The sequence below is a fragment of the Paraburkholderia sp. RL17-380-BIE-A genome (genome assembly GCF_046028085.1).
GTDB lineage: Bacteria > Pseudomonadota > Gammaproteobacteria > Burkholderiales > Burkholderiaceae > Paraburkholderia.
Genome location: NZ_JARESQ010000002.1, coordinates 56,214 through 75,968 on the forward strand (window position 1 = coordinate 56,214; position 19,755 = coordinate 75,968).

At 62.6% G+C, this 19,755-nt stretch carries 14 protein-coding genes; 4 read left to right on the forward strand and 10 right to left on the reverse strand.

Translation table 11 applies throughout. From position 1 onward, the window contains the following. Positions 1-22: 22 nt before the first annotated feature. Genes P0D68_RS02990 through P0D68_RS03000 form a run of 3 tightly spaced genes read right to left on the reverse strand, consistent with a single transcriptional unit; the run spans position 23 to position 3,640 of the window. On the reverse strand, positions 23-1,072 hold the full coding sequence (locus P0D68_RS02990) for an ABC transporter permease (protein ID WP_091805124.1): 1,050 nt from the start codon (positions 1,070-1,072) through the stop codon (positions 23-25). Further along, on the reverse strand, positions 1,062-2,582 hold the full coding sequence (locus P0D68_RS02995) for a sugar ABC transporter ATP-binding protein (RefSeq protein WP_408294557.1): 1,521 nt from the start codon (positions 2,580-2,582) through the stop codon (positions 1,062-1,064). Before P0D68_RS02995 ends, P0D68_RS02990 begins: the two co-directional genes overlap by 11 nt. Positions 2,583-2,590: 8 nt before the next feature. Beyond that, positions 2,591-3,640 carry a sugar ABC transporter substrate-binding protein gene (locus P0D68_RS03000; protein WP_408185060.1) on the reverse strand — a complete coding sequence of 350 codons (1,050 nt, stop codon included), beginning with the start codon at positions 3,638-3,640 and terminating at the stop codon, positions 2,591-2,593. A gap of 346 nt (positions 3,641-3,986) precedes the next feature. On the opposite strand from P0D68_RS03000, the gene P0D68_RS03005 reads away from it, so the two are divergent. From P0D68_RS03005 to P0D68_RS03015, 3 genes are all read left to right on the forward strand, one after another. Continuing rightward, positions 3,987-4,775 (forward strand): IclR family transcriptional regulator, encoded by a 789-nt coding sequence (locus tag P0D68_RS03005; RefSeq protein WP_091805133.1) that lies wholly within the window; start codon positions 3,987-3,989, stop codon positions 4,773-4,775. A 194-nt stretch (positions 4,776-4,969) separates the two neighbouring features. Next, positions 4,970-5,902, forward strand: a complete 933-nt coding sequence (locus P0D68_RS03010; RefSeq protein WP_408294560.1) for a fimbrial protein — start codon at positions 4,970-4,972, stop codon at positions 5,900-5,902. A 109-nt stretch (positions 5,903-6,011) separates the two neighbouring features. After that, positions 6,012-6,557: a hypothetical protein gene (locus tag P0D68_RS03015; protein ID WP_091805141.1), complete on the forward strand. Its 546-nt coding sequence runs from the start codon at positions 6,012-6,014 to the stop codon at positions 6,555-6,557. A gap of 148 nt (positions 6,558-6,705) precedes the next feature. On the opposite strand, the gene P0D68_RS03020 is transcribed toward P0D68_RS03015, so the two are convergent. Continuing rightward, positions 6,706-9,135, reverse strand: coding sequence for a bifunctional acetate--CoA ligase family protein/GNAT family N-acetyltransferase (locus P0D68_RS03020; protein ID WP_408294564.1), 2,430 nt, complete (start codon positions 9,133-9,135; stop codon positions 6,706-6,708). A gap of 396 nt (positions 9,136-9,531) precedes the next feature. Here P0D68_RS03020 and P0D68_RS03025 point away from each other — a divergent pair, with 396 nt between their 5' ends. Further along, positions 9,532-10,404 (forward strand): LysR substrate-binding domain-containing protein, encoded by an 873-nt coding sequence (locus tag P0D68_RS03025; RefSeq protein WP_408294567.1) that lies wholly within the window; start codon positions 9,532-9,534, stop codon positions 10,402-10,404. A gap of 110 nt (positions 10,405-10,514) precedes the next feature. Here the strand turns inward: P0D68_RS03025 and P0D68_RS03030 are convergent, their stop codons facing one another. The 6 genes from P0D68_RS03030 to P0D68_RS03055 all read right to left on the reverse strand — a co-directional run bounded on the left by P0D68_RS03030 (position 10,515) and on the right by P0D68_RS03055 (position 19,639). Beyond that, positions 10,515-12,116 (reverse strand): peptide chain release factor 3, encoded by a 1,602-nt coding sequence (locus P0D68_RS03030; RefSeq protein WP_091805156.1) that lies wholly within the window; start codon positions 12,114-12,116, stop codon positions 10,515-10,517. A 735-nt stretch (positions 12,117-12,851) separates the two neighbouring features. Further along, on the reverse strand, positions 12,852-15,440 hold the full coding sequence (locus P0D68_RS03035; protein WP_408294569.1) for a fimbria/pilus outer membrane usher protein: 2,589 nt from the start codon (positions 15,438-15,440) through the stop codon (positions 12,852-12,854). A gap of 184 nt (positions 15,441-15,624) precedes the next feature. Further along, positions 15,625-16,368, reverse strand: coding sequence for a fimbria/pilus periplasmic chaperone (locus P0D68_RS03040; RefSeq protein WP_408294571.1), 744 nt, complete (start codon positions 16,366-16,368; stop codon positions 15,625-15,627). A 74-nt stretch (positions 16,369-16,442) separates the two neighbouring features. Further along, complete coding sequence (locus tag P0D68_RS03045) at positions 16,443-17,000, reverse strand: fimbrial protein (protein ID WP_091805162.1); 558 nt, start codon at positions 16,998-17,000, stop codon at positions 16,443-16,445. Between the two features lie 277 nt (positions 17,001-17,277). Next, on the reverse strand, positions 17,278-17,838 hold the full coding sequence (locus tag P0D68_RS03050; RefSeq protein WP_408294574.1) for a fimbrial protein: 561 nt from the start codon (positions 17,836-17,838) through the stop codon (positions 17,278-17,280). A 418-nt stretch (positions 17,839-18,256) separates the two neighbouring features. Beyond that, positions 18,257-19,639 carry an MFS transporter gene (locus tag P0D68_RS03055; protein ID WP_408294577.1) on the reverse strand — a complete coding sequence of 461 codons (1,383 nt, stop codon included), beginning with the start codon at positions 19,637-19,639 and terminating at the stop codon, positions 18,257-18,259. Positions 19,640-19,755: the final 116 nt, after the last annotated feature.

The window sequence follows — 19,755 nt, forward strand, 5'->3', positions numbered from 1 at the left end:
AGGTCTCCGGAATGCGTGTGCATTAGTTCTGGCCTTCGCCGCTTGCGAGGCGCGCCACCATCAGCGAGCCCAGGATGATCGCGCCGTAGATCGCCTGGATCCAGAAAGACGGCACCTGGGCAAGCGTCAGCAGGTTCTGCACGACGCCGAGCAGCAGCACGCCGGTGAGCGCACCGAACATGGTGCCCTTGCCACCGTCGAGCGAAATGCCGCCGATCACCGCTGCCGCGAACACCGTGAAGATCATGCCGTTGCCCTGGTTCGCGTTGATCGCGCCGACATAGCCGGTCACGATCAAACCGCCCAGCGACGCGAGCACGCTGCCGAGCACGAACACGCCCCACGTAATGCGCTCAACGCGAATCCCCGCGGCGCGCGCCGCCTCGGGATTGCCGCCGATCGCGTACAACGCGCGACCCAGCCGGTGATAGCGCAACACGAAGGCCGCGATCGCGAACGCCACCGCCGCGAGCCACACGGACAGCGGCAAACCGAACACGATGGTGGTCGCAAGCGTGAAGAACGACGGCGGCATATCGAACAGCGTGCCGCCCTTGGTCGCACCGACCAGCATGCCGCGCAGCACGATGAGCATGGCCAGCGTGACGATGAACGCGTTCAGCCGCAAACGCACCACCAGAAAGCCGTTGATGAAACCGATCACCGCGCCGACCGCCACGATGGCCAGCAAGCCGGCTGCCGCAGGCCATTGCAGGCCGAAGCCCGCGGACGCCGCCGGCATCACCAGCATCGCGCCCACGGCGGGCGCAATGCCAACCGTCGATTCGAGCGACAAATCGAACTTGCCGGTCAGCACGATCAGCGATTCGGCGAGCACGACCAGCGCCAACGCCGCGGAGGCGCCCAGTACGCTGATGAGATTCGCTTTGGTCAAAAAGCTGGGGCTGACAAAGGCGCCGATCACGATCAGCAATGCGAGCGCGGGCAGCAATGCCAACTCGCGCAGGCGCGCGAGTTCGGAGCGCGCGCGTTTGCCGCGAGTGGACTGCGCCAGCGGCTGAGCCTGAGCTTGCGCGGTGCCGAATGCGGGACTGGGCACACTATTCTTCATGGAGACTGACTCCTTCAACGGATGCGATCAGGTCGTGGTCCTGCCAACCCGCCGGAAATTCGGCCGCGACACGGCCACGGAACATGACCAGCACGCGGTCACAGGTGCGCAGATCGTCGAGTTCGCCGGACACGACCAGCACGGCCTTGCCCTCTTCGCGCACGCGATCCACGACGGACAGCAGTGCTTCTTTCGATTTCACGTCGACGCCCGCCGTGGGATCGATCAGCACCAGCACATTGGGATTGGTGGCGAGCGCACGCGCCATCACCACCTTCTGCTGATTGCCGCCCGACAGGCCGGACACCACATGCTCCGGACCTTGCGCAACGATGCCGAGCGCGTCGATCATCTTCTGGCCGAACGCGTTCTTCTTCGCCGGCGGGGCGATGCCGAACTTGCCGAGCAAACGCGCGATCGTCATCGAGGCGTTTTCCGCGACCGATTGCGTGAGCACGAGGCCTTCGTGATGACGATCCTTCGGCACACAGCCAATGCCGTGCGCGAGCGCCGCGGGCACGTTGCCGGGCGGCAAGGTCTTGCCATCCACCCGGATCGCGCCGCGTTTGGCGGCACGCAGGCCGGCAATCGCTTCGGCCACGCTCGTACGGCCGCTGCTCGTCGCGCCGGTCAGGCCGACCACTTCGCCGCGCCTGACGGTGAACGACACGCCTTCGTAATCGGCGCCCGCGAGGCCGTCGACGTGCAGCGCGATCGCCGTGTCGGCGGGCAATGCGTCGCGCGCCGCCGCGTCGGCGACGGCGAGTCCGCCGCGTTCGCCGGTCATCGCTTCGATCAACTGTTCGCGCGGCAGCGCTGAAACCGGTGCGCTGACGATATGCCGCGCGTCGCGCAGCACCGTCACGGCCTGGCAGATTTCATAGACTTCCTGAAGATGGTGCGAGATGAACAGGAAGGTCACGCCTTCGCGCTGCAACTCGCTGATGCGCCGGAACAGGCGCTTGATTTCGTCGCCGTCGAGCTGCGCGGTCGGTTCGTCGAGAATGATGAAGCGCGCGCCGTACGACAGCGCACGCGCGATTTCCACGAGCTGCCGTGCCTCCACCGTCAGATCGCCGGCGCGGGCGTCTTCGCGCACGTCGATCTTCCAGTGATCGAGCAGCTCGCGCGCGTCGCGCCGCATGGCTTGCCAATCGATCACGCCGCCGCGCAGCGGCTGCCGGTTGATAAACAGATTCTCCGCGACGCTCAGGTCGCGGATGATCGTCGAATGCTGATAGACACACGCCACGCGCTCGCGCCACGCGTCGCGATCCGCGATCGACGGCGCGGCCGCGCCGCTGAAACGCACCTCGCCGGTGTCGGGCTTGCGCAGGCCGGTGAGGATCGACACCAGCGTCGATTTACCCGCGCCGTTGCGCCCGACGAGCGCATGCGACTCGCCGGGCATCACGCGGATGCTCACGTCTTTCAGCGCGGCCGTCGAACCGAAGCGTTTGGTGACTTCGAAAGCTTCGACGACGGGCACGGAGGGCGTGGAATCGCTCATTTGACCGCTCATTTGACGGTATTGCCCCACAAGGCTTTGTCGTCGACATTCGACTTCGTCACGAGCGGTGCGGGCAGTTGGTCTTCCAGAATGCCCGGCGCCAGCTGGATGATGTTGCTGCCGTGATCGGTCGGGCCCGGCTTGAAGGTCTGCCCTGCCAGCGCCGCCTTGATATAGAACAGCCCGTATTTCGCATACGAATCGGCGGGCTGCGACACGGTTGCGTCGATATCGCCGCGGCGGATCGCGTCGAACTCCTGAGGAATGCCGTCGTTGCTGACGATCACGACGTGCTTCGCGTCGCCGACAGGAAAGAGCATTTGCTTGCGGCGCAGGGTTTGCAACGTCGGCGACAGATAGACGCCGCCAGCCTGCATGTAAATGCCTTTCACGTCGGGATTCGCGGTCAGCAGGCTGTCGAGCGCGGTCGCCGCGACGTCGCCTTTCCAGGCTGCGGGAATCTCCAGCACCGACACGCCAGGATAGCCCTTCATGCATGAGCGGAACGCTTCGGACCGGTCGCGTCCGTTGACCGAGGCGAGGTCGCCCATGATCTGCACGACCTTTCCCGACTTCACGTGATCGCCAATGTACTTGCAGGCCTTTTCGCCATACGCACGATTGTCGGCGCGGACCACCATCGCAACCTTGCCTTGTGTGGGCGCGACGTCCACCGCGACCACGGGCACGTTCTTCGCCGCGGCGGCGTCGAGCGCGCGGCTGATCGCCGCCGAATCCAGCGGGCCGACCACGATGCCCTTCGCACCGAGGTTCAGCAGGTTGTTCATGTCCGTGATCTGCTGCGCGGGATCGCCGTTTGAATTGACGGGCGCAAGAATGTCGAGGCCCATGTCCTTCGCGTACTTGGGCAGATAGTTGTTGTACGACTGCCAGAATGGCGACGTGAGCAGCGGCAGGCCGAGGCCGATCTTGCCTGCGTCGGCGGCCTGCGCGGCGCCGGTCACGCCAAGGCCGGCGAGACAGACGGCGGCCGCCGCGGCGGATAGCGAACTGCGGAACAAACTGCGAGCCGCGTGCGGCCCTTTCGCGAACGACATGGTTGTCTCCTGATTTGCGTTGTTGAACTGCGTGAACCGACACGGAATGCCAGCACTTCGTCCTGCGCTTTCTTATTGAGGGCCCCCAAACCTGCCGATTCGCGCGAGGCCCCCGAGGGTGCGCGAAAGAATTTGGGATGGCCCAGTGTTTTTTCTTGTCGAGTATAGGCGTGCGTTCATTCACCAATGAACGTATTATTCATATACGGACTTTTCGAAGTCAAGCAATGTGCACTGCACCAAGCGTCCGTGTTTTCCCTGGACCGGTGTCATCTCGCACGAGATTCGTCACGCACTTACACTCACGCGCCAGATAATGAGAACTGCACACGGAACCTCGCTCACGATGGACGCAGAAGACAAAGACGACGCCGACCGTTATCGTGCCCCGGCGCTCGACAAAGGCCTCGACATCCTCGAACTGCTCGCCGAGCAGAAGGAAGGCCTGACGCGCGCCGAAATCACCAAGCTGCTGGGACGCAACGCGAGCGAGATGTATCGCATGCTCGAACGGTTGGTCGCGCGCCAGTACGTGGTGCGCTCGGCGGCGGGCGACCGCTATTCGCTCAGTCTCAAGCTGTACGCGCTCGCCCATCGTCATCCGCCGATGAACCGTCTGATCTCCGAAGCGCTGCCGCTCATGCAGCGCTTTGCCGATGCTGCCGAACAATCGTGTCACCTCGTGGTGTACGACCGCGGCAATCTGCTGGTGATCGCGCAGGTGGATGGCCCCGGTACGTGGGGTATGTCGGTGCGACTCGGTTCGCGCGTCGGCCTGATCGATACGGGGTCGGGCCGCGTGATGCTCGCGTTCCAGAGCATCGAGCAGCGCGAACAGATGCTGGCCGAACATACCAAGGTGAAGGGCGAGGTGACGATCGACCGTGACGCGCTCGAACAGGCTTGCGCGCGGATTCGCGCGGCGGGCTTCTCGCAGAAGGACAGCCAGCAGACGTTCGGCGTGACCGACGTCACGTTTCCGATCCAGGGGCCGTCCGGCCAGGCGATCGCGGCCCTCACCTGTCCGTACCTACGGCGTATCGACGAATACGTCGCGCCGACGTTGGAAGCCGCCACCGCGCTGCTGCGCGAGACGGTAGAGGCGTTGTCGATGTTTCGTGAGAATGCCGCGTAGCGTGACTAACCGTCGCGTGTATTCACCGGGCTAAACAAGTACTATGCGAGGCCGCCCGAATTCCCTCAGGCAGTGGCGAATTCACTCGCATACGAAACTCTGCCATGCACGAGTACTCTCCCCGAATTGCACGTCGTCGATGTCTCGCTGTTGCCACTCTGGGAGCCGCCGCGCTCGCCGCACTGACAGTTAGCATGCCTGCTGATGCATTTCCACAGTGCACGGTCACCGGGAACGGATCCGTCGACTTTGGCACGATAGCGGTGCCGCACGATGCGCCAATTGGTTCATCGATTGGTCCGCCCGTGTCCATCACGTTGTTGGTAAGCTGTCCGCGTAATGACTATGATGGCGGACACGGCTATTTTCTCCAGTACGCCGCCTACGCAGCTGTAAACGCATCCGTGCGCGATGTGTGGGATACGAGCTTGACGGGCATCGGAGTCCGGGTCACCGACGTCACTTATAACAACGCAATTCTGTCGCGTACACGGGAGGGGGATTTTGCGCCGGCCGTCGGGTCCGGGGTAACGTATAACGCCAACTATGTTTTCACATTTCAACTCGTGAAAACTTCGGCTGAAGCAAGCAACGGACAAATCCTCAACCTGGTGTTGGCGTTGCTGAAAAGTCACGACATTAGTCACAATGTCGACTCCGCGCCTCTCAACACTTTGTCGATCGGTACAGCGACAATCGCCGCGAGTACCTGCGACGTGACGACGCCGTCTCTCAGCGTCTCGCTACCGCCGGTCGCTGCGAATGCATTTCCCGCGCGGGGTGCAACGGCCGGCAATACGAATTTCGGCATTGACCTGTCCTGCCAGCCTGGCGCCAACGTTTTCGTTACGCTCACCGACGCTACAGATTCGGGCAACACAACGAGCAATCTGACTCTCACAGGCGATTCGACCGCCTCGGGCGTCAATCTCCGTGTGCTGGACAGTAACGGATCGCCGGTCAGTTTCGGACCGGACTCGGCTGCACCGGGTACGACAAATCAATGGCTGGTCGGCCCGTCCGCGACCACAACCGGCATCCCGCTCACGGCACAATACGTTTCAACCGGCAAGGTTTCACCTGGCACGGTAAAGGGGCTGATGACCTTTACATTGAGCTATCAATAGGCCAAGCACCCAGGCTCGAAACCGGACCGCTCCCGCACATGGTTTAGAATGACGACCCTCTCAAAAATCACGCTGCATGGGTTCGCTCATGCGCGCCCATCGATAAGCAATGGCGAAACTTCTGACCGATTCCGAATTCCAGCGTTTTTCCGAACTCCAGCAGAAGCAGTCGAGCTTCACGATCACGCCTGAAGAAGCCGACGAACTGCGCGACATCGTCGCTCACGCGCAAAAGCGGCGCGACGATCGCGCGGCGGCGATGCAAAGCATCGAGACCTTTATTCAGCAATTCGACATCAGCCCGGACGAGCTGTTTTCGCCGGAGCAGATCGGTGAGGCCGCGCGTACTTATGGCCTGATTCCGGCCGCTAAGAAAGAGCGCGTGCTGCCGCCGCAATTCACGTTCAACGGCAAACCGTATCAGTGGACGGCGCGTCCGCTGCCGGACGATATTCGCGTGCCGCTGTTCGATGCGTTCAAGGCCGGTGAGTCGGTCAAGTCGTTCATCGCGACGCCGAAGGATGCGAGCCGTTGTGCGGCGACCATCGCGCGCCTGGAGCGCGAGACCGGCGCGGTGTATGGCGATGCGTGGCTTGAAGAACTGTCGGTGACGCGCACGCAAGTCGACGAAGCTGCGGCCAAGCTGGCGGCCTGAGGCGGCTCAGCTCATTCACGCTTCCTGCGGCGAGATGCCTTCAGCGCCTCTCGCCGCTTAGATCACAGCTTCGATCACCGCTGCAATTGCCGCAGTTGCCGCGGCCGCGCCGCCGGCCCGTTGTACCGGCGACGCGACGGTGATCCAGCTAACTCTGCGCCGTCGGCGCTCCGCCTTCCGCGCTCGCGTCGGCCGGTTCATCCAGCGCCATACGAAAGCCAACGACGCCCGGATCCTCCGTCCGCGTAATCGTAAAGCCGCAAGCTTTGGCGAGCGAGATCATCGCCACATTCTCGCGCAGTGCCTCGCCGATCAGCCAATGCGTACCGCGCGCCCGCGCGTATTTGATGATCCGGTCCATCAGCAATTGGCCGAGACGCCGGCCTTTCTGGTCCGAGCGCACCGCCACCGCGAATTCGGCCGTTTCGTTGTCGGGATCGGCGACCGCGCGCACCACGCCCAGTGTCCGCGAGAAACCTTCTTCGCTTCGCACGGTGGCGATCAGCGCCATTTCGCGGTCGTAGTCGATCTGCGTCATGCGCGCGAGTTGCGAGTGGTCGAAGCTGCTCACCGCGCCGAAAAATCGCAGGCGCAAATCTTCGGGCGTCATCGCTTCGACGAAGTCATGATGCGCGGCCTCGTCTTCCGGACGAATGGGCCGCACGGTCACTCGCAAGCCTTGCCAGTCCAGCGTCTCTTCGAAGCGGCGCGGATAAGGCACGATCGCGAGGCGGCTGCGCTTCGCCGCGACGCTCAATGAAGGATCGACCACCGTCACCTGATCGCGATACACCCTGAGCGTCAGCGTAAGTCCGACGAGTTCCTTGACGTCGCACACGGCTTGCGAGAGCCCCGTGAGCGCGGCCAATGCCGGTTCCGGCGCGACCAGCCGCGCGTAGCGCGAGCGCGCGACGATGTCACGTGCGAGCATGGGATTGAGCGGCGGCAAGCCGTAAACCCGCAGCGGCTCGGCCAGGCCGTCAACCGACGGCGCGGTGAAGCGAAATACGGGGCCGAAGTTGTCGTCGTCGTGAAGTTCGACGATGAGGTCGACTACGGGCTTGCCGGCTGATCCAGAGCTGGCTTCCGTGCCATCGGCGGCCTGCGGCGCCGTCTCCACGCGCAATCCGAATCGCTCCAGAAACCGCGTCGCCGCTTCGCCGGTGAGTTGGTGCTCACCTGCGGCGAGCGCTTCGCGTGCCTGGGCTTGAGCCGCGTCGATCGCGGCGGGGATTTGCGCCGGCAAACCCTCGGGCGTCTGCATCAGCAGTTCGCGTCCCATCCGATAATCGACCAGCCGCGCGAAGGCGCGCGCCAGCCGCTGCGGTGTCGTATGAACGGGAATGCCCTGCGCATGGAGCGCGTCGCGCGTGGCGGCATCCACGCCGCCGAAAAAGCACGCGAGCAAACCGCGATACGCGAAGCGCTGATTCGCGATCAAGGCTTGCGCCACTTCGCCCACCGGTGCGCTGTGCGTCGACGCATGCACGACGAAAGCCGTGCCCGTACTGCGCTGGTTCGCGAGCAGTTCGAGGGCGGTCCCGAAGTGCTCGGGGCGCGCGTCGTCGCCGAGCCGCAGTGGATTGCCGCCGATCGCATGCGGCAATGCCTGTTTCAATGCCTCGGACGCTTCGTCGGGCCACGGCGCGAGCGTGTCGCCGGCCGCCGCGAAGGCATCGCAGGCGAGCGTGGCGAGGCCGCTGTCGCTCGTAATCAGCGTGGCCGTGGCGCCCGCCGCCACGCGGCCCACGCCCAACGTCTCGATTTCGTCGAGCAAGTCGTCGAGCGAGTCGACCCGCACCATGCCCGCACGGCGGAACGCGGCGGTGTAGAGTCCGTCGGCGGGATCGGCGCGGCCGGAGCGCAGCGCCAGCACCGGCTTGTTGCGCGCCGCCGCGCGAGCGGCCGACATGAACTTGCGCGCCGCGCGCACGCTGTCCAGTTCGAGCAGGATGGCACGTGTGCCGGGGTCGCTGGCCAGATAGTCGAGCACGTCGCCCGCGTCCACGTCCGCCTCGCCGCCGAGCGCCACGGCGTGCGAAAAGCCGAGGCCGCGCGCCCGCGCCCAGCCGAGCACGGCATTGGTCAGCGCGTTCGACTGCGATACCCACGCGACGCCGCCCGCCTTCACCGTGCACGACGGCGCGCCCAGATGCGCGCGCAGCGCCGGCGACACCACGCCGAGACTGCCCGGCCCGACGATCCGCAGCAGATTGGGCCGCGCTGCCGAGAGCGCATGCCGCAGCGCGAGCCGGTCGTCATCGCTGCGCACCTCGCCGACAATGATCGCCGCGCGCGTGCCCAAGCCACCGAGCTGACGGATGATGCCCGGCCACGTCGCCGGCGGCGTGCAGATCACCGCGACTGTGGGCGCTTCCGGCAAGTCGCCGGTCTCGCCGATCACGGCATGGCCGCCGAGCGTCTGATACTTCGGATTGACAGGCCAGAGCGGCCCGTCGAAGCCTCCTTCCAGCACGCGCGTCCACACCATCGCGCCGGTGCTGCCGGGCCGCTCGGAGGCACCGATCACGGCGACGGATTTGGGTCGAAACAAGGCGTCGAGATTGCGAACGGTCACGGGCGCTCCAGGACTGGGGACAGCGAGCCGCGTGGCGGCCGGGCATGCGTCTCCGTCAGCATAGGCGAAGTCGGGCGCTCGCGCGGCGCTTCTCGGCGAACACGTCGGTTGCGGCGCATCGCCGACGACAGCCCTGGGCGCGCAGCGGATATTTCTTATCGAGATCAAGCAAAATGACAGAGGCAAATGCGACAATCGCCAGGCCGCCACGATGGCGGCCTATTTTGAATAATCGCTGGCCCATGGTGATTCAAATCATGCGCGCAGGAGACGCTCGCAAGGACGTGTGCTTGAGAGACAACGCGCGGCTGGCGACGCACCACGAACTCGATCCGCCGTTCCGCCCGATATCCGCCGGCCGGACTGTGGACGACTAAAAGCAATAGAAGGTGATTTATGCGGCGCTTGCCATCGCTGATCGCGTTGCGCTTCTTTGAAGAGACGGCCCGTCACATGAGTTTCAATCGCGCGGCCATTGCACTGTGCGTGACCCAAGGCGCCGTGAGCCGGCAAATCAAGCTGCTCGAAGAATCGCTCGGCGCGAAACTGTTCGAGCGCGACCACAAGGGCATTCGTCTGACGCAAGCCGGGTTGCAATTGCTGCCGTGCCTGTCCGAAGCCTTCGACACGATCGAGCGCGGCTTTCGTCAGATTTCGGTGGCCAAGGGGCGGCGGCTCGTGCTCGCCGTGCCGCCCACTTTCGCCACGCAATGGTTTTCGCCGAGGCTCGGTTCGCTCGCGGTGGAGTTGCCCGACGTCGAACTGTCGGTTCGCACGGAAGCGCACGGCGACTTTCACTGTCAGATCCGCTTTGGCCGCCACGCGCTGCCGGACGGGCATTCCGAATTGCTGATGACCGAGCGCCATGTGCTCGTGGGCACACCTCGCCTGCTCGATCAACCGCTCGACGCGCTGCTCGAACGCATGCCGGCGTTGCATGTGCTGCATAACGACGCGCGGCTCGACCTGTGGCCGAACTGGCTCGCCAAGGCGGGCAGGCCCGCGCGTTACGCGGACAACGGCATCGAGTTCTCGACACTCGAGCAGGCGATTCGCGCGGCGAGCAAAGGCGCGGGGCTGGCGGTCGTGGACCGGAACATGATTGTGGAAGAATTGGCGGACGGCAGTCTCGCGCAGTTTTCGGATGTCGAAGTGAGCGGGCCGTTCGGGTACTGGCTCGATATTCCGCAGCGGCACGTGGGGCTCGAACATGTGCAGGCGTTGGCGGGGTGGCTGCGGGAAGAGGTGTTGAAGCTGGACCCGCAATGATGAACCAGCAGCAACCTTAGTGCCGTTAACGCAAATGGCCCCGTTTTCACGGGGCCATTTGCGTTGCGTTGCATTGCCGTGCGTTGCGCCCGACTACGGGCGCCACAGACTTACATCGCCTTCTTGAACGGCGCGCCCGAATGCTCGCGCAATTCGTTGAACACGATCTTCGGCCAAGCCTTCTGCGCGACTTCGATCTCGGACACGTGCGAAGCAAGATAAGTCGGCGCATCCGACGCGTCGAGCGCAATGCGCGCCGCGTACGAATCGGTGAAGCGGCGCAGTTCGGCCGGATCGTCGCAGGTTACCCAGCGCGACATGCGGTAGCGCGCCGGCGCCATACGCACGTCAACCTTATATTCGGTCGACAAACGGTGCGACACCACTTCAAACTGCAGTTGGCCGACCGCACCGAGAATCATCAAGCCGCCCACTTCCGGGCGGAACACCTGAATCGCGCCTTCCTCGCCGAGTTGCTTGAGCGCCTCGCCGAGCTGCTTGGCGCGCATCGGGTCGACCACTTCCACCGTCTGGAAAATCTCCGGCGCGAAGAACGGCAGGCCGACGAACTGCAACTGCTCGCCTTCGGTCAGCGTGTCGCCGAGACTCAGCGTGCCGTGATTCGGAATACCGATGATGTCGCCCGGATACGCCTCGCTCACCGTCTCACGACGCTGCGACAGGAACGTCACCACGTTGTTCGCACGGAACGTCTTGTTCGTGCGCGTCACCTTCACGGCCATGCCGCGTTCGAAATGCCCCGAGCACACGCGGATGAATGCCACACGGTCGCGGTGCGCCAGGTCCATGTTCGCCTGCACCTTGAACACGACACCGGTGAACTTGGGCTCGTCCGGCATGACCGGACGCTGCACGGTCATGCGCATGGAGGGCGGCGGCGCCAGATCGACCAGCGCGTCGAGAATTTCCTTCACGCCGAAGTTGTTGATCGCCGAGCCGAACAGCACGGGCGATTGCTGACCGGCGAGGAACTGCTCGCGATCGAAATCCGGCGAAGCACCGGTGATCAGATCGATCTCTTCCTTCGCCTTGATCCAGGCATGGCCGAAGCGGCGTTCGCCTTCTTCGTCGCTCGGCGCTTGCAGCGTTTCCACTTCGCCGCCAGCCTTGTCCTGTCCCGCGCGGAAAATGCGCACCTGATCGCGCTGAATGTCGTAGACACCCTGGAAGTCCTTACCCATGCCGATCGGCCATGTAAACGGCACGGCTGCGACGCCCAGATGCTGCTCGATTTCGTCGAGCAGTTCGAGCGGTTCGCGCACTTCGCGGTCGAGCTTGTTGATGAAGGTGACGATCGGCGTCTTGCGGCTGCGGCAGACTTCGAGCAGCTTGAGCGTTTGCGCTTCGACGCCGTTCGCGCCGTCGATCACCATCACGGCGGCGTCGACCGCGGTCAGCACGCGGTAGGTGTCTTCAGAGAAGTCTTCGTGGCCCGGCGTGTCGAGCAGATTGATGACGGCGTCGCCGTACTCGAACTGCATCACCGAGCTCGCCACCGAAATGCCCCGCTGCTTTTCGATCTCCATCCAGTCGGACGTCGCGTAACGGTTGCTCTTGCGGCCCTTCACAGTACCGGCGATCTGAATCGCGCCCGAGAACAGCAGCAGCTTTTCCGTGAGCGTGGTCTTACCCGCATCCGGGTGGGAAATGACCGCGAACGTGCGGCGGCGTTTGAGTTCGGAGACTGACATCGGGTCTGGCGGTCACGGATAGGGGTTCGGGCGGTTCCCGGCGGCTTGTGGCTGCCGGTGTGCCACGCCTTGCGCGGCGGCGTCGAGCTGCGGGAGTTGGGCCGGCGGCCCGCGTCACAATGGCAACTCGACCGCGTCGGAAACAGGTCACGAACGAGCGTTCGACAATACGGGAATCGCCAGCGCAGAACAGCGCAGGGAACGAATGATACACGTCATGGGGACCGGCGTATCGAAAAGGGGCAGGTGCGGCGGAGAAGCGGCAGGCGGGTCTGCCCCAGGAGGCCTACTGATAGGACATCGTGAAAGTGGCCAGCGCTCTGATCGAGCCTGCCTCCACATCTCCCGTTCGGCCAAAGCGTAGCAGTCGTCTCTACCGGTGCTGAATCGTCAAATCTGCAGGGCATCTGAAACTGTGTTGGCGCAAGCGTGGCAATCGTCGCACCAACCGTTGGATTGGCGGGCACGGAGATCGATCCCGCGCTGATTATGTTGTTTGCACCGCTTGCATTACAGATAAGCACTGCGTGAGCTGCCCTGGCCGCGAACAAATTGAAAACCAGTAATAACATGAGGCACCCGACGATCCGAATGCGCGAACGGCGGTCGCGCCGCGCAACGGTCGCACAGAACAATGCCTCATAGACTGTCGCTTTTCGACTGCAAAGTTGCAGACAAGATTTGAACGCTGAGATTCAATCACCCTTCGAATTCAGTTGCTGAGTACTACGGCAATCAAGGTTCGCCTTTTCCGGTTGGCGCCCCATCCACGCAGTGCCCTTCCACAGACATGTAGACCGCCCCCGCGTTACGCGTCTGCGCCGGCAGCACATAGTCAATGTGGCATTGCTCGGAGGCCGTCGCACCCCATTTCACGAACAGCGAGCCTTTGTCTTCGATCCCGCGCGCGAAAATCCGGCTGTCCTGCGCAACGACGCCTACCGTGCGTCCACTTGCATCGACGACATCCGCGCCGAACGGCAACGCCTTGTCGCCGAGTTGCGGCGCGCGAATCAGCACGGCGCGTCCGGTCACCGTCTTGTACCTGATCATCACCACTGAGCCCAACCGCGGCACCGCCTGCTCCGACGTCGATTCAAACTCGACATCGGTCGAGGTGCCCTTTGGATCGATGTCCACCGTGTTCATGCCATACGGCGTCAAATACGGGACCACCGCAAAGCCGCCTGCGTTGAGCTTCACACCGGGTGAACTGGTCACGCTCGCGCCGGCGGCGCCCGGCGCTTCGATAACGCCGAACGTGTCGCCCACCGTCTGCGAGAAGGTGACGCCGCCCGGATGCGCGACGATCGACCCGCTCACCCCTGCCGACACCTGGCTCGATCCGGTTCCCCCGCTCGCCGATCCCGTCAACTGCGCGTACGGTGCGCGATAGGTACCGCTCGCGCCCGCGCTCGCCGTGCTGGCGCCGGAGCCGCCGCCGTACGTCCCATACGCGCTGTATGAGTACTGGTTGCGATCACCCAACGAACCACTCACGTTGGCCTGCAGACTGGTCTTGCCGCCGGAACTGCTGAGGTTCGTCGACATGAGCGGCGAATGCGGGTCATGGCCGAGCGGCAACGTCGTGCTCAGCATGATCTGGTCCGACATCGATCCGTTCGAACTGCGCGTGCGCCCTGCGCTGATGCTGTACGTACCGTACCTGAAACGATGGGTGTAGCCTGCCTGATAGAACACATCGCTGCCGCTGCGATTCCAGTATTGCTGTGCGGAAGCGTTCAGGTAGACCGTGCCGTATTCCTTGAAATTCTGATTGAGCGTGGCCTGAAAACGATTGCGCTGGCGATACACCGAATTCGGATCGCCGCCGTGCATTGCGAGGTCACGCGCGGACGCGGCATCCCACAAGTTCATGTACCCGGCCGTCGAATAGCGATACGCCGCGATCGCAATGTTGGTGTTGGTCGGATTGATGAACTTGCTATAACCAACGCGCAAGCTGGTGCCACGCGAGGTGGCCTGATCCGGAATCTGCGTCTCGGCGGCCGTCACGTCGACGGAGAAAGCACCCAGCTGCGTGTTCAGTGCGGTGCCCAGGTCGGCGGCCAGATAGCCGTCCGCAGCGACACCGCCGCCATAGAGCGTGATCAGATTGGTCAGCCCGCGCTGCAATGTGAACTGCTCGAAAATCGGGTTGGTTTCGAGCGTGGCATAACGAAGCTCACCGGCAGTGACCGAAAACCGTGTGGTGCCGGGCCGCAACGACTGGGCGACCGAGGCGTAAGGCACGGTAAAGCTTTTCGTGCGGCCATTGGCCTCGGTGACGGTGACATCCAGGTTGCCGCCATAGCCGGTCGCGTACAGGTCACTGATTTCGAACGGGCCCGGCGACACGGTGGTTTCATCAATCACCTGCCCGTTCTGCCGAACCGTCACGCGCGCATTCGATTCAGCCGTGCCACGCACGACCGGCGCATAGCCGCGCAGGGATTCTGGCAGCATGCGGTCGTCGGTGGCGATCTGCGCGCCGCGAAATTGCACGCTGTCGAACACATCGCCGGTCGTGTAGCCGTCGCCGACCGTCAACTGCGACTTCATCGCGGTGATATCACGCTGAAGGTAGGTCGCAATGTTGTCGAACTGCGTGGCGGCACCGGCTTGCTGGGTCACCGAGGACTGATGGCGGAAGTGCCACGCGCCGATGTTCACGCCGGCATTCAAACCGACATAGCTTTGAGTCGATTCAACAGCCGATCCAGCGCTGTGGTACGCGTTCGCGTTGTAGCTCAAGAAAGCTGCGTTGACTCCGTTCTGCCACATCTCGGGCGGCACGTAACCGCGCGCGGTGTTTCGCATGTATTTTTGCGGCACGCTGAGGCTGATCTTCTGTTCCGCGAAATCGAAGTCAACGGTCGCGTCGGGCACGGCCGCCGTGAGGTCGACGCATTCGCCGGTAACGCCGGTGTCGGCCCCCGGTTCCGCCTTCACCTTCACCTTCGCCTCGCTGCTCGCCGCGACCTTGGCGAAGTCGACGCCAAGCTTCTCCAGCATTTGGCGGCTAAGGCAAGGACGCGCCGCAGTCGTTCCGCTCGCGGCGACAAACCGCACGTCATGACGCGCGACACGAATACCGTTGAGGTACACATCGACGGAATAAATGCCTTCAGATACCGGGTTGCCACGCGCGAAGCGCGAGACGTCCACCGTCGCATTCGGATCGACGCGCAGAAATGTCGTATCGAACTCCACGGCTGCGCCCGCTTGAGCGGGTTCGGACGCCTGTGCGCCTGTCGGCTGAACGCCGCCCAGCGCCGCGAATGCCAACGTGACAACGGCGGCGACCGGGTTGAGACTGAACACACCCGCGCGTTCAGTGCCACGAGCGGCCGACCTGCGACAGCGTAGGTCCTTCATGATGTGATCGGAATTGAATGTCCCGCCGCAGGCGTGCGTCATCCATGCGTTGCCGGCGCAACGCGCGCCGTGCAGGAGAAAGGGTTGGCCAAAGGCGGCACGCTGCCGCCCCCGGCCGGGCTGTGGCGGTCTATTCGCCGAGCGCCGCGTCGCCGGTGATCGGGCCGCCGTAGTCGCTGATTGCGATGTAGTGCACCTTCGCGCCCGCGGCGACACCATTCATCTTCGCCATCGGCAGGACCGCTGAGGTGCGCGGTGCAACCATGCCCCCTTGCTCGTTCCTGAAGGTGTGGCCATTGCTCTCGACGTCGATCTCGCTCAACGAGACGTAGTAAGGCGTCGGATTCGAGACGCTGAGCGCCTGCCCTTTGCCATCCGCCGACGCCGCGATGCTCCAACGCAGTTGCGCGGCCGCATCTTCAGGTTTGCCGGGTAGCTTGTCCGGCCGCGCGAAAACCTTGATGCGGGTGCGATACGCGAGGCTCAAAGTATTGGCGTCCGAAGCAGCACTTGCCTTTGGTGGGATGTCCAGCACATTGAGCCAATAGACCGACTCGCGGTCCTGAGGTAATGATTCGCCCGTGTACATCACGCGTAACGTCTGCGCCTTTTTCGCGTCCATGCGGAAAATCGGCGGCGTAATCACGAACGGCACTTTGATCTCGCCGGGTTTGGCATCGGCATTGCCGTCGTCGATCCAGACCTGCACGAGGGAGGGTTTGTGGCTGTCGTTATCCAGTTTGACCGAGACTTCACGCTGCTCGAGTGGATACACCACACGCGTACCGCCAATAGTCACGCTTGCCTGTGTGCTGCCGGCCAATAGCGCACAGGCAAAGCCGATTACTATCGGCATATTTTTGAGCAGCTTCATTACAGTCTGTCTTTCAATAATCCAGAGGAAGGCCGCAAAAAGGCGCCCGCCCAGCGAGCGCTTCGGACCTTCGCTTACTGGTATTCCATCGAGTATTGAACCGACGAGGTGACCGTACCGGGAGCCGCAACGCCTGTCGCGTAGTACTGCGCGAAATACTGCAGGGTTGCCGCGCCGCCCGTGATGGTTGCCCCGTCCGTGGAGACATCGTTGTTCGCGCCCGTCGTGACGTTGATCGGTTGCATCTGCGCGTTGAGGAGACGAACCTCCACGTTTTGCGCGGTGCCGCTGTTCGACAGATAGCCATTCGTCTGGTCGACCGTCGGGCCGTTCTCAAAACGCGCAACTGCTTTGGTGGCCGTGCCGCTGCAGCCGCTCAGTTTCAGTTGCAGATCTGCAGGGTTCGACGTACCGGCCACTTCGCCTGACGACGAAAGCGAACCAGTCGGGACCGGCGCCAGCGTGACTGCCTTGTCGGCCGGGGTACCGCTTGCGCTGCCGTTGATCGAACACGTGCTATCGGTCACGGTGCCGGAGATGGAGATCGTGCCATCCGCCGCATGGGCGCCAAGGGGTACGAGACCGAACAGAGTGCCGGCGGCGATCGCGATTGCGGGGAGGGATAACTTCATAACGTTCAGTCCAATAAACTAAGAAAAGCCGATCAAATCAAAAAGCGATCCTTGTATTGCTCGAGGATCGCCCCATGCGTCAAGCATGCCAATCATTCAGTTCAGGAATACGATAGTTCCTGCTCTAAACGCCTGACCTGTCCTTCTGAGATAGGAGAATGCGATGTTAAGTTGTCCCACATCAAAATTACATGAGACAAATCGCCTCTTTCCGTGATTTCAGTCAATGGATTGATTGAATCAATGCACGCCGGTAAGGAGCGTCTCTATCTGCAATTTACTGATATTGCATCGTGTATTGAACCGACGTGTAGACCGTACCCGCCTGGGCTGCATCGAGCGCGTAATACTGTGCGAAATACTGCAACGTTGCCGCGCCGCCGGTGATAGCCACCCCGCTCGTACTGATATCGTTGTTCCTGCCCGTCAGCACATTGATCGGCTGCATTTGCGCGTTGAGCAGTTGAACTTCCACGTTTTTCGCGGTGCCGCCCTGGTTCGCCAGAAGGCCCGTTGACTGGTCGATTGTCTGGCCGTTTTCGAAGTTGGCAATCGCCTTGGTAGCCGCGCCAGTGCAACCCGTCAAAACGAATCTCAGATCTGCCGCGTTCGACGTACCAGCCACGGCACCTGATGTCGTAAGCGCACTGGCCGGAACCGATGGCAGCGTGACTAACAGGTCGGCGGGCGTGCCACTCGCCGAGCCGTTGATCGAGCAAGTGGTGTCTGTCACCGTGCCACTGATGGTGATCGTACCGTCCGCCGCATTGGCGCCAGCCGGCGCGAGACCCAACACACCGCCAGTAGCGATCACGAATGCGGAGATCATCGATTTCATTGCTTGTATTCCTAAAGATTAGACAGAAAACTCAACGGCAGTCGCGGAGATACGTCGTACCGTTGCACACCTCGATCACGCTGATTTCGCAAGGCAAACAGGCAAAATAAAATGCCGAATAACTTGATGTCGCGCAAAAAAGTCAATCGTAAGTTTTACTGGATAAGAAATACATGAGGCAAATTGCCTTTCCTGAGATTTCGACGGGGATATCAGGCACCAAGTGGCTGGCTGTGTGTCCGGCAGAGTGATGCATCAATGCACGAAGAATCGGTCGAACTGGCTCTTCGTGAATAGGCTGGACGCGGCAATACGCCACGCAAAATTTGTGTCGGCCAGCAAGCTGATCAGCCTGTCCAAACAAAAACCCGCCGCATCGTTGCCAATGCGGCGGGTTATTTTCTAGCAGAGAAAAGCGCTACGCGCCGCTCGCCTCGTTCAACGTCAAATGCTTCGTCTCGGGCGCCCACGCAATCGACACCACCATCCCGATCAGCAATACTGCGGCAAGCACCATCATCGTGATATGGAAACCCAGATGCACGATGCCGAGCGGCAGCAAAAACGTGCCGACCGCCGAGCCAAGACGGCTGCACGCAATCGCGAGACCAACGCCGCAAGCACGCACCTCAGTGGGAAAACACTCCGGCGGAAACACGCCAACCAGATTGGAAAACGCCGACATGGTCAGCGTGAAAATCGCGAATGCGACAATCATCCCCAATGCCGCCGACTCCGGCAGCAAACTCAATGCGATCAGCGAAACACACGTCACCGCGAACGAACCGATCAGGAAGACACGACGCGGCAGCTTGATCGTCAGCCAGATACCAATCAGCGCGCCCAGCACGAGAAACCCATTGAGCAGAAAATCCGCGCTGGAATCGTTGTTCAAATGAATCGCTTTCAGAACGGTCGGCAGAAACGTATAGACCGCGAAATACGGAATGACGAGACACACAAAGAACGCGCAATTGAAAATCGTGCGTCGAATCAGATCCGGTTTGAACAACCGCATAAAGCCGCCCGCCGTTTGCGCGTGTTCATCATGAGCGCCGTCGAGGGTCACGTTCGCGCCAAAATGCTTGAGCATGACCGATTTGGCCTCCGCGACCCGGCCTTTGCCATGCAACCAGCGCGGCGACTCCGGCGTGCCTACGCGCAACACGAGCACGACCAACGCCGGCACGCCCGCCGACGCAAGCAACCAGCGCCATGCATCCGGCGAAGCATCGGCGTAATGCATGCCCAGCACGTTCGCCGCCACGTAACCGATCGTCCACACCACGCTGAACGACCCGAGCAACGTGCCACGGTGCTTGCGCGGCGAGAATTCCGCGAGAATGGCGTGCCCCACCGCGAAATCGCCGCCCATGCCGAAACCGATCACCACCCGCAGCAGGCACAATTCGAGCGGTGAGCGCACATAGAACTGCGCGAACGCGGCCGCGGTAATGATCAGAAAGCTCAGCAGAAAAATCTTTTGTCGTCCCAGGCGATCGGACAGCCAGCCGAAAACCAGACTGCCGAAGAAAATGCCCATCAATGCGGAACTGCCGATCATGCCCATCCAGAAAGCGTCGAGCGGCATCTGCCGATTCATCGATGCGAGCGCGTAACCGATCGTGCCGAGCGCGAAACCTTCGGTGAAGTGCGCGCCGAACGTCAAGCCGGCGATCTTGACGTGAAAGGCATTGAGCGGAACATCGTCGAGAGGAATGGGGCGGTGCGCGGGTGCTGCTGCCGCCGGCAAAGTGGGGGCGAGGCCGAGAGTGGCCGCCTGCATGTCCTGATTGCTCACGCTGTCTCCTTCGTTGGTATGAGTCGTCGGGCGTGGCTGGCGTGCTGCCGGTCGCCCGATTGCGTGGTCCGCCAGTGCGGCATGCGTGTGCATGCCGCCGCGGCCCGCGGTCTGAA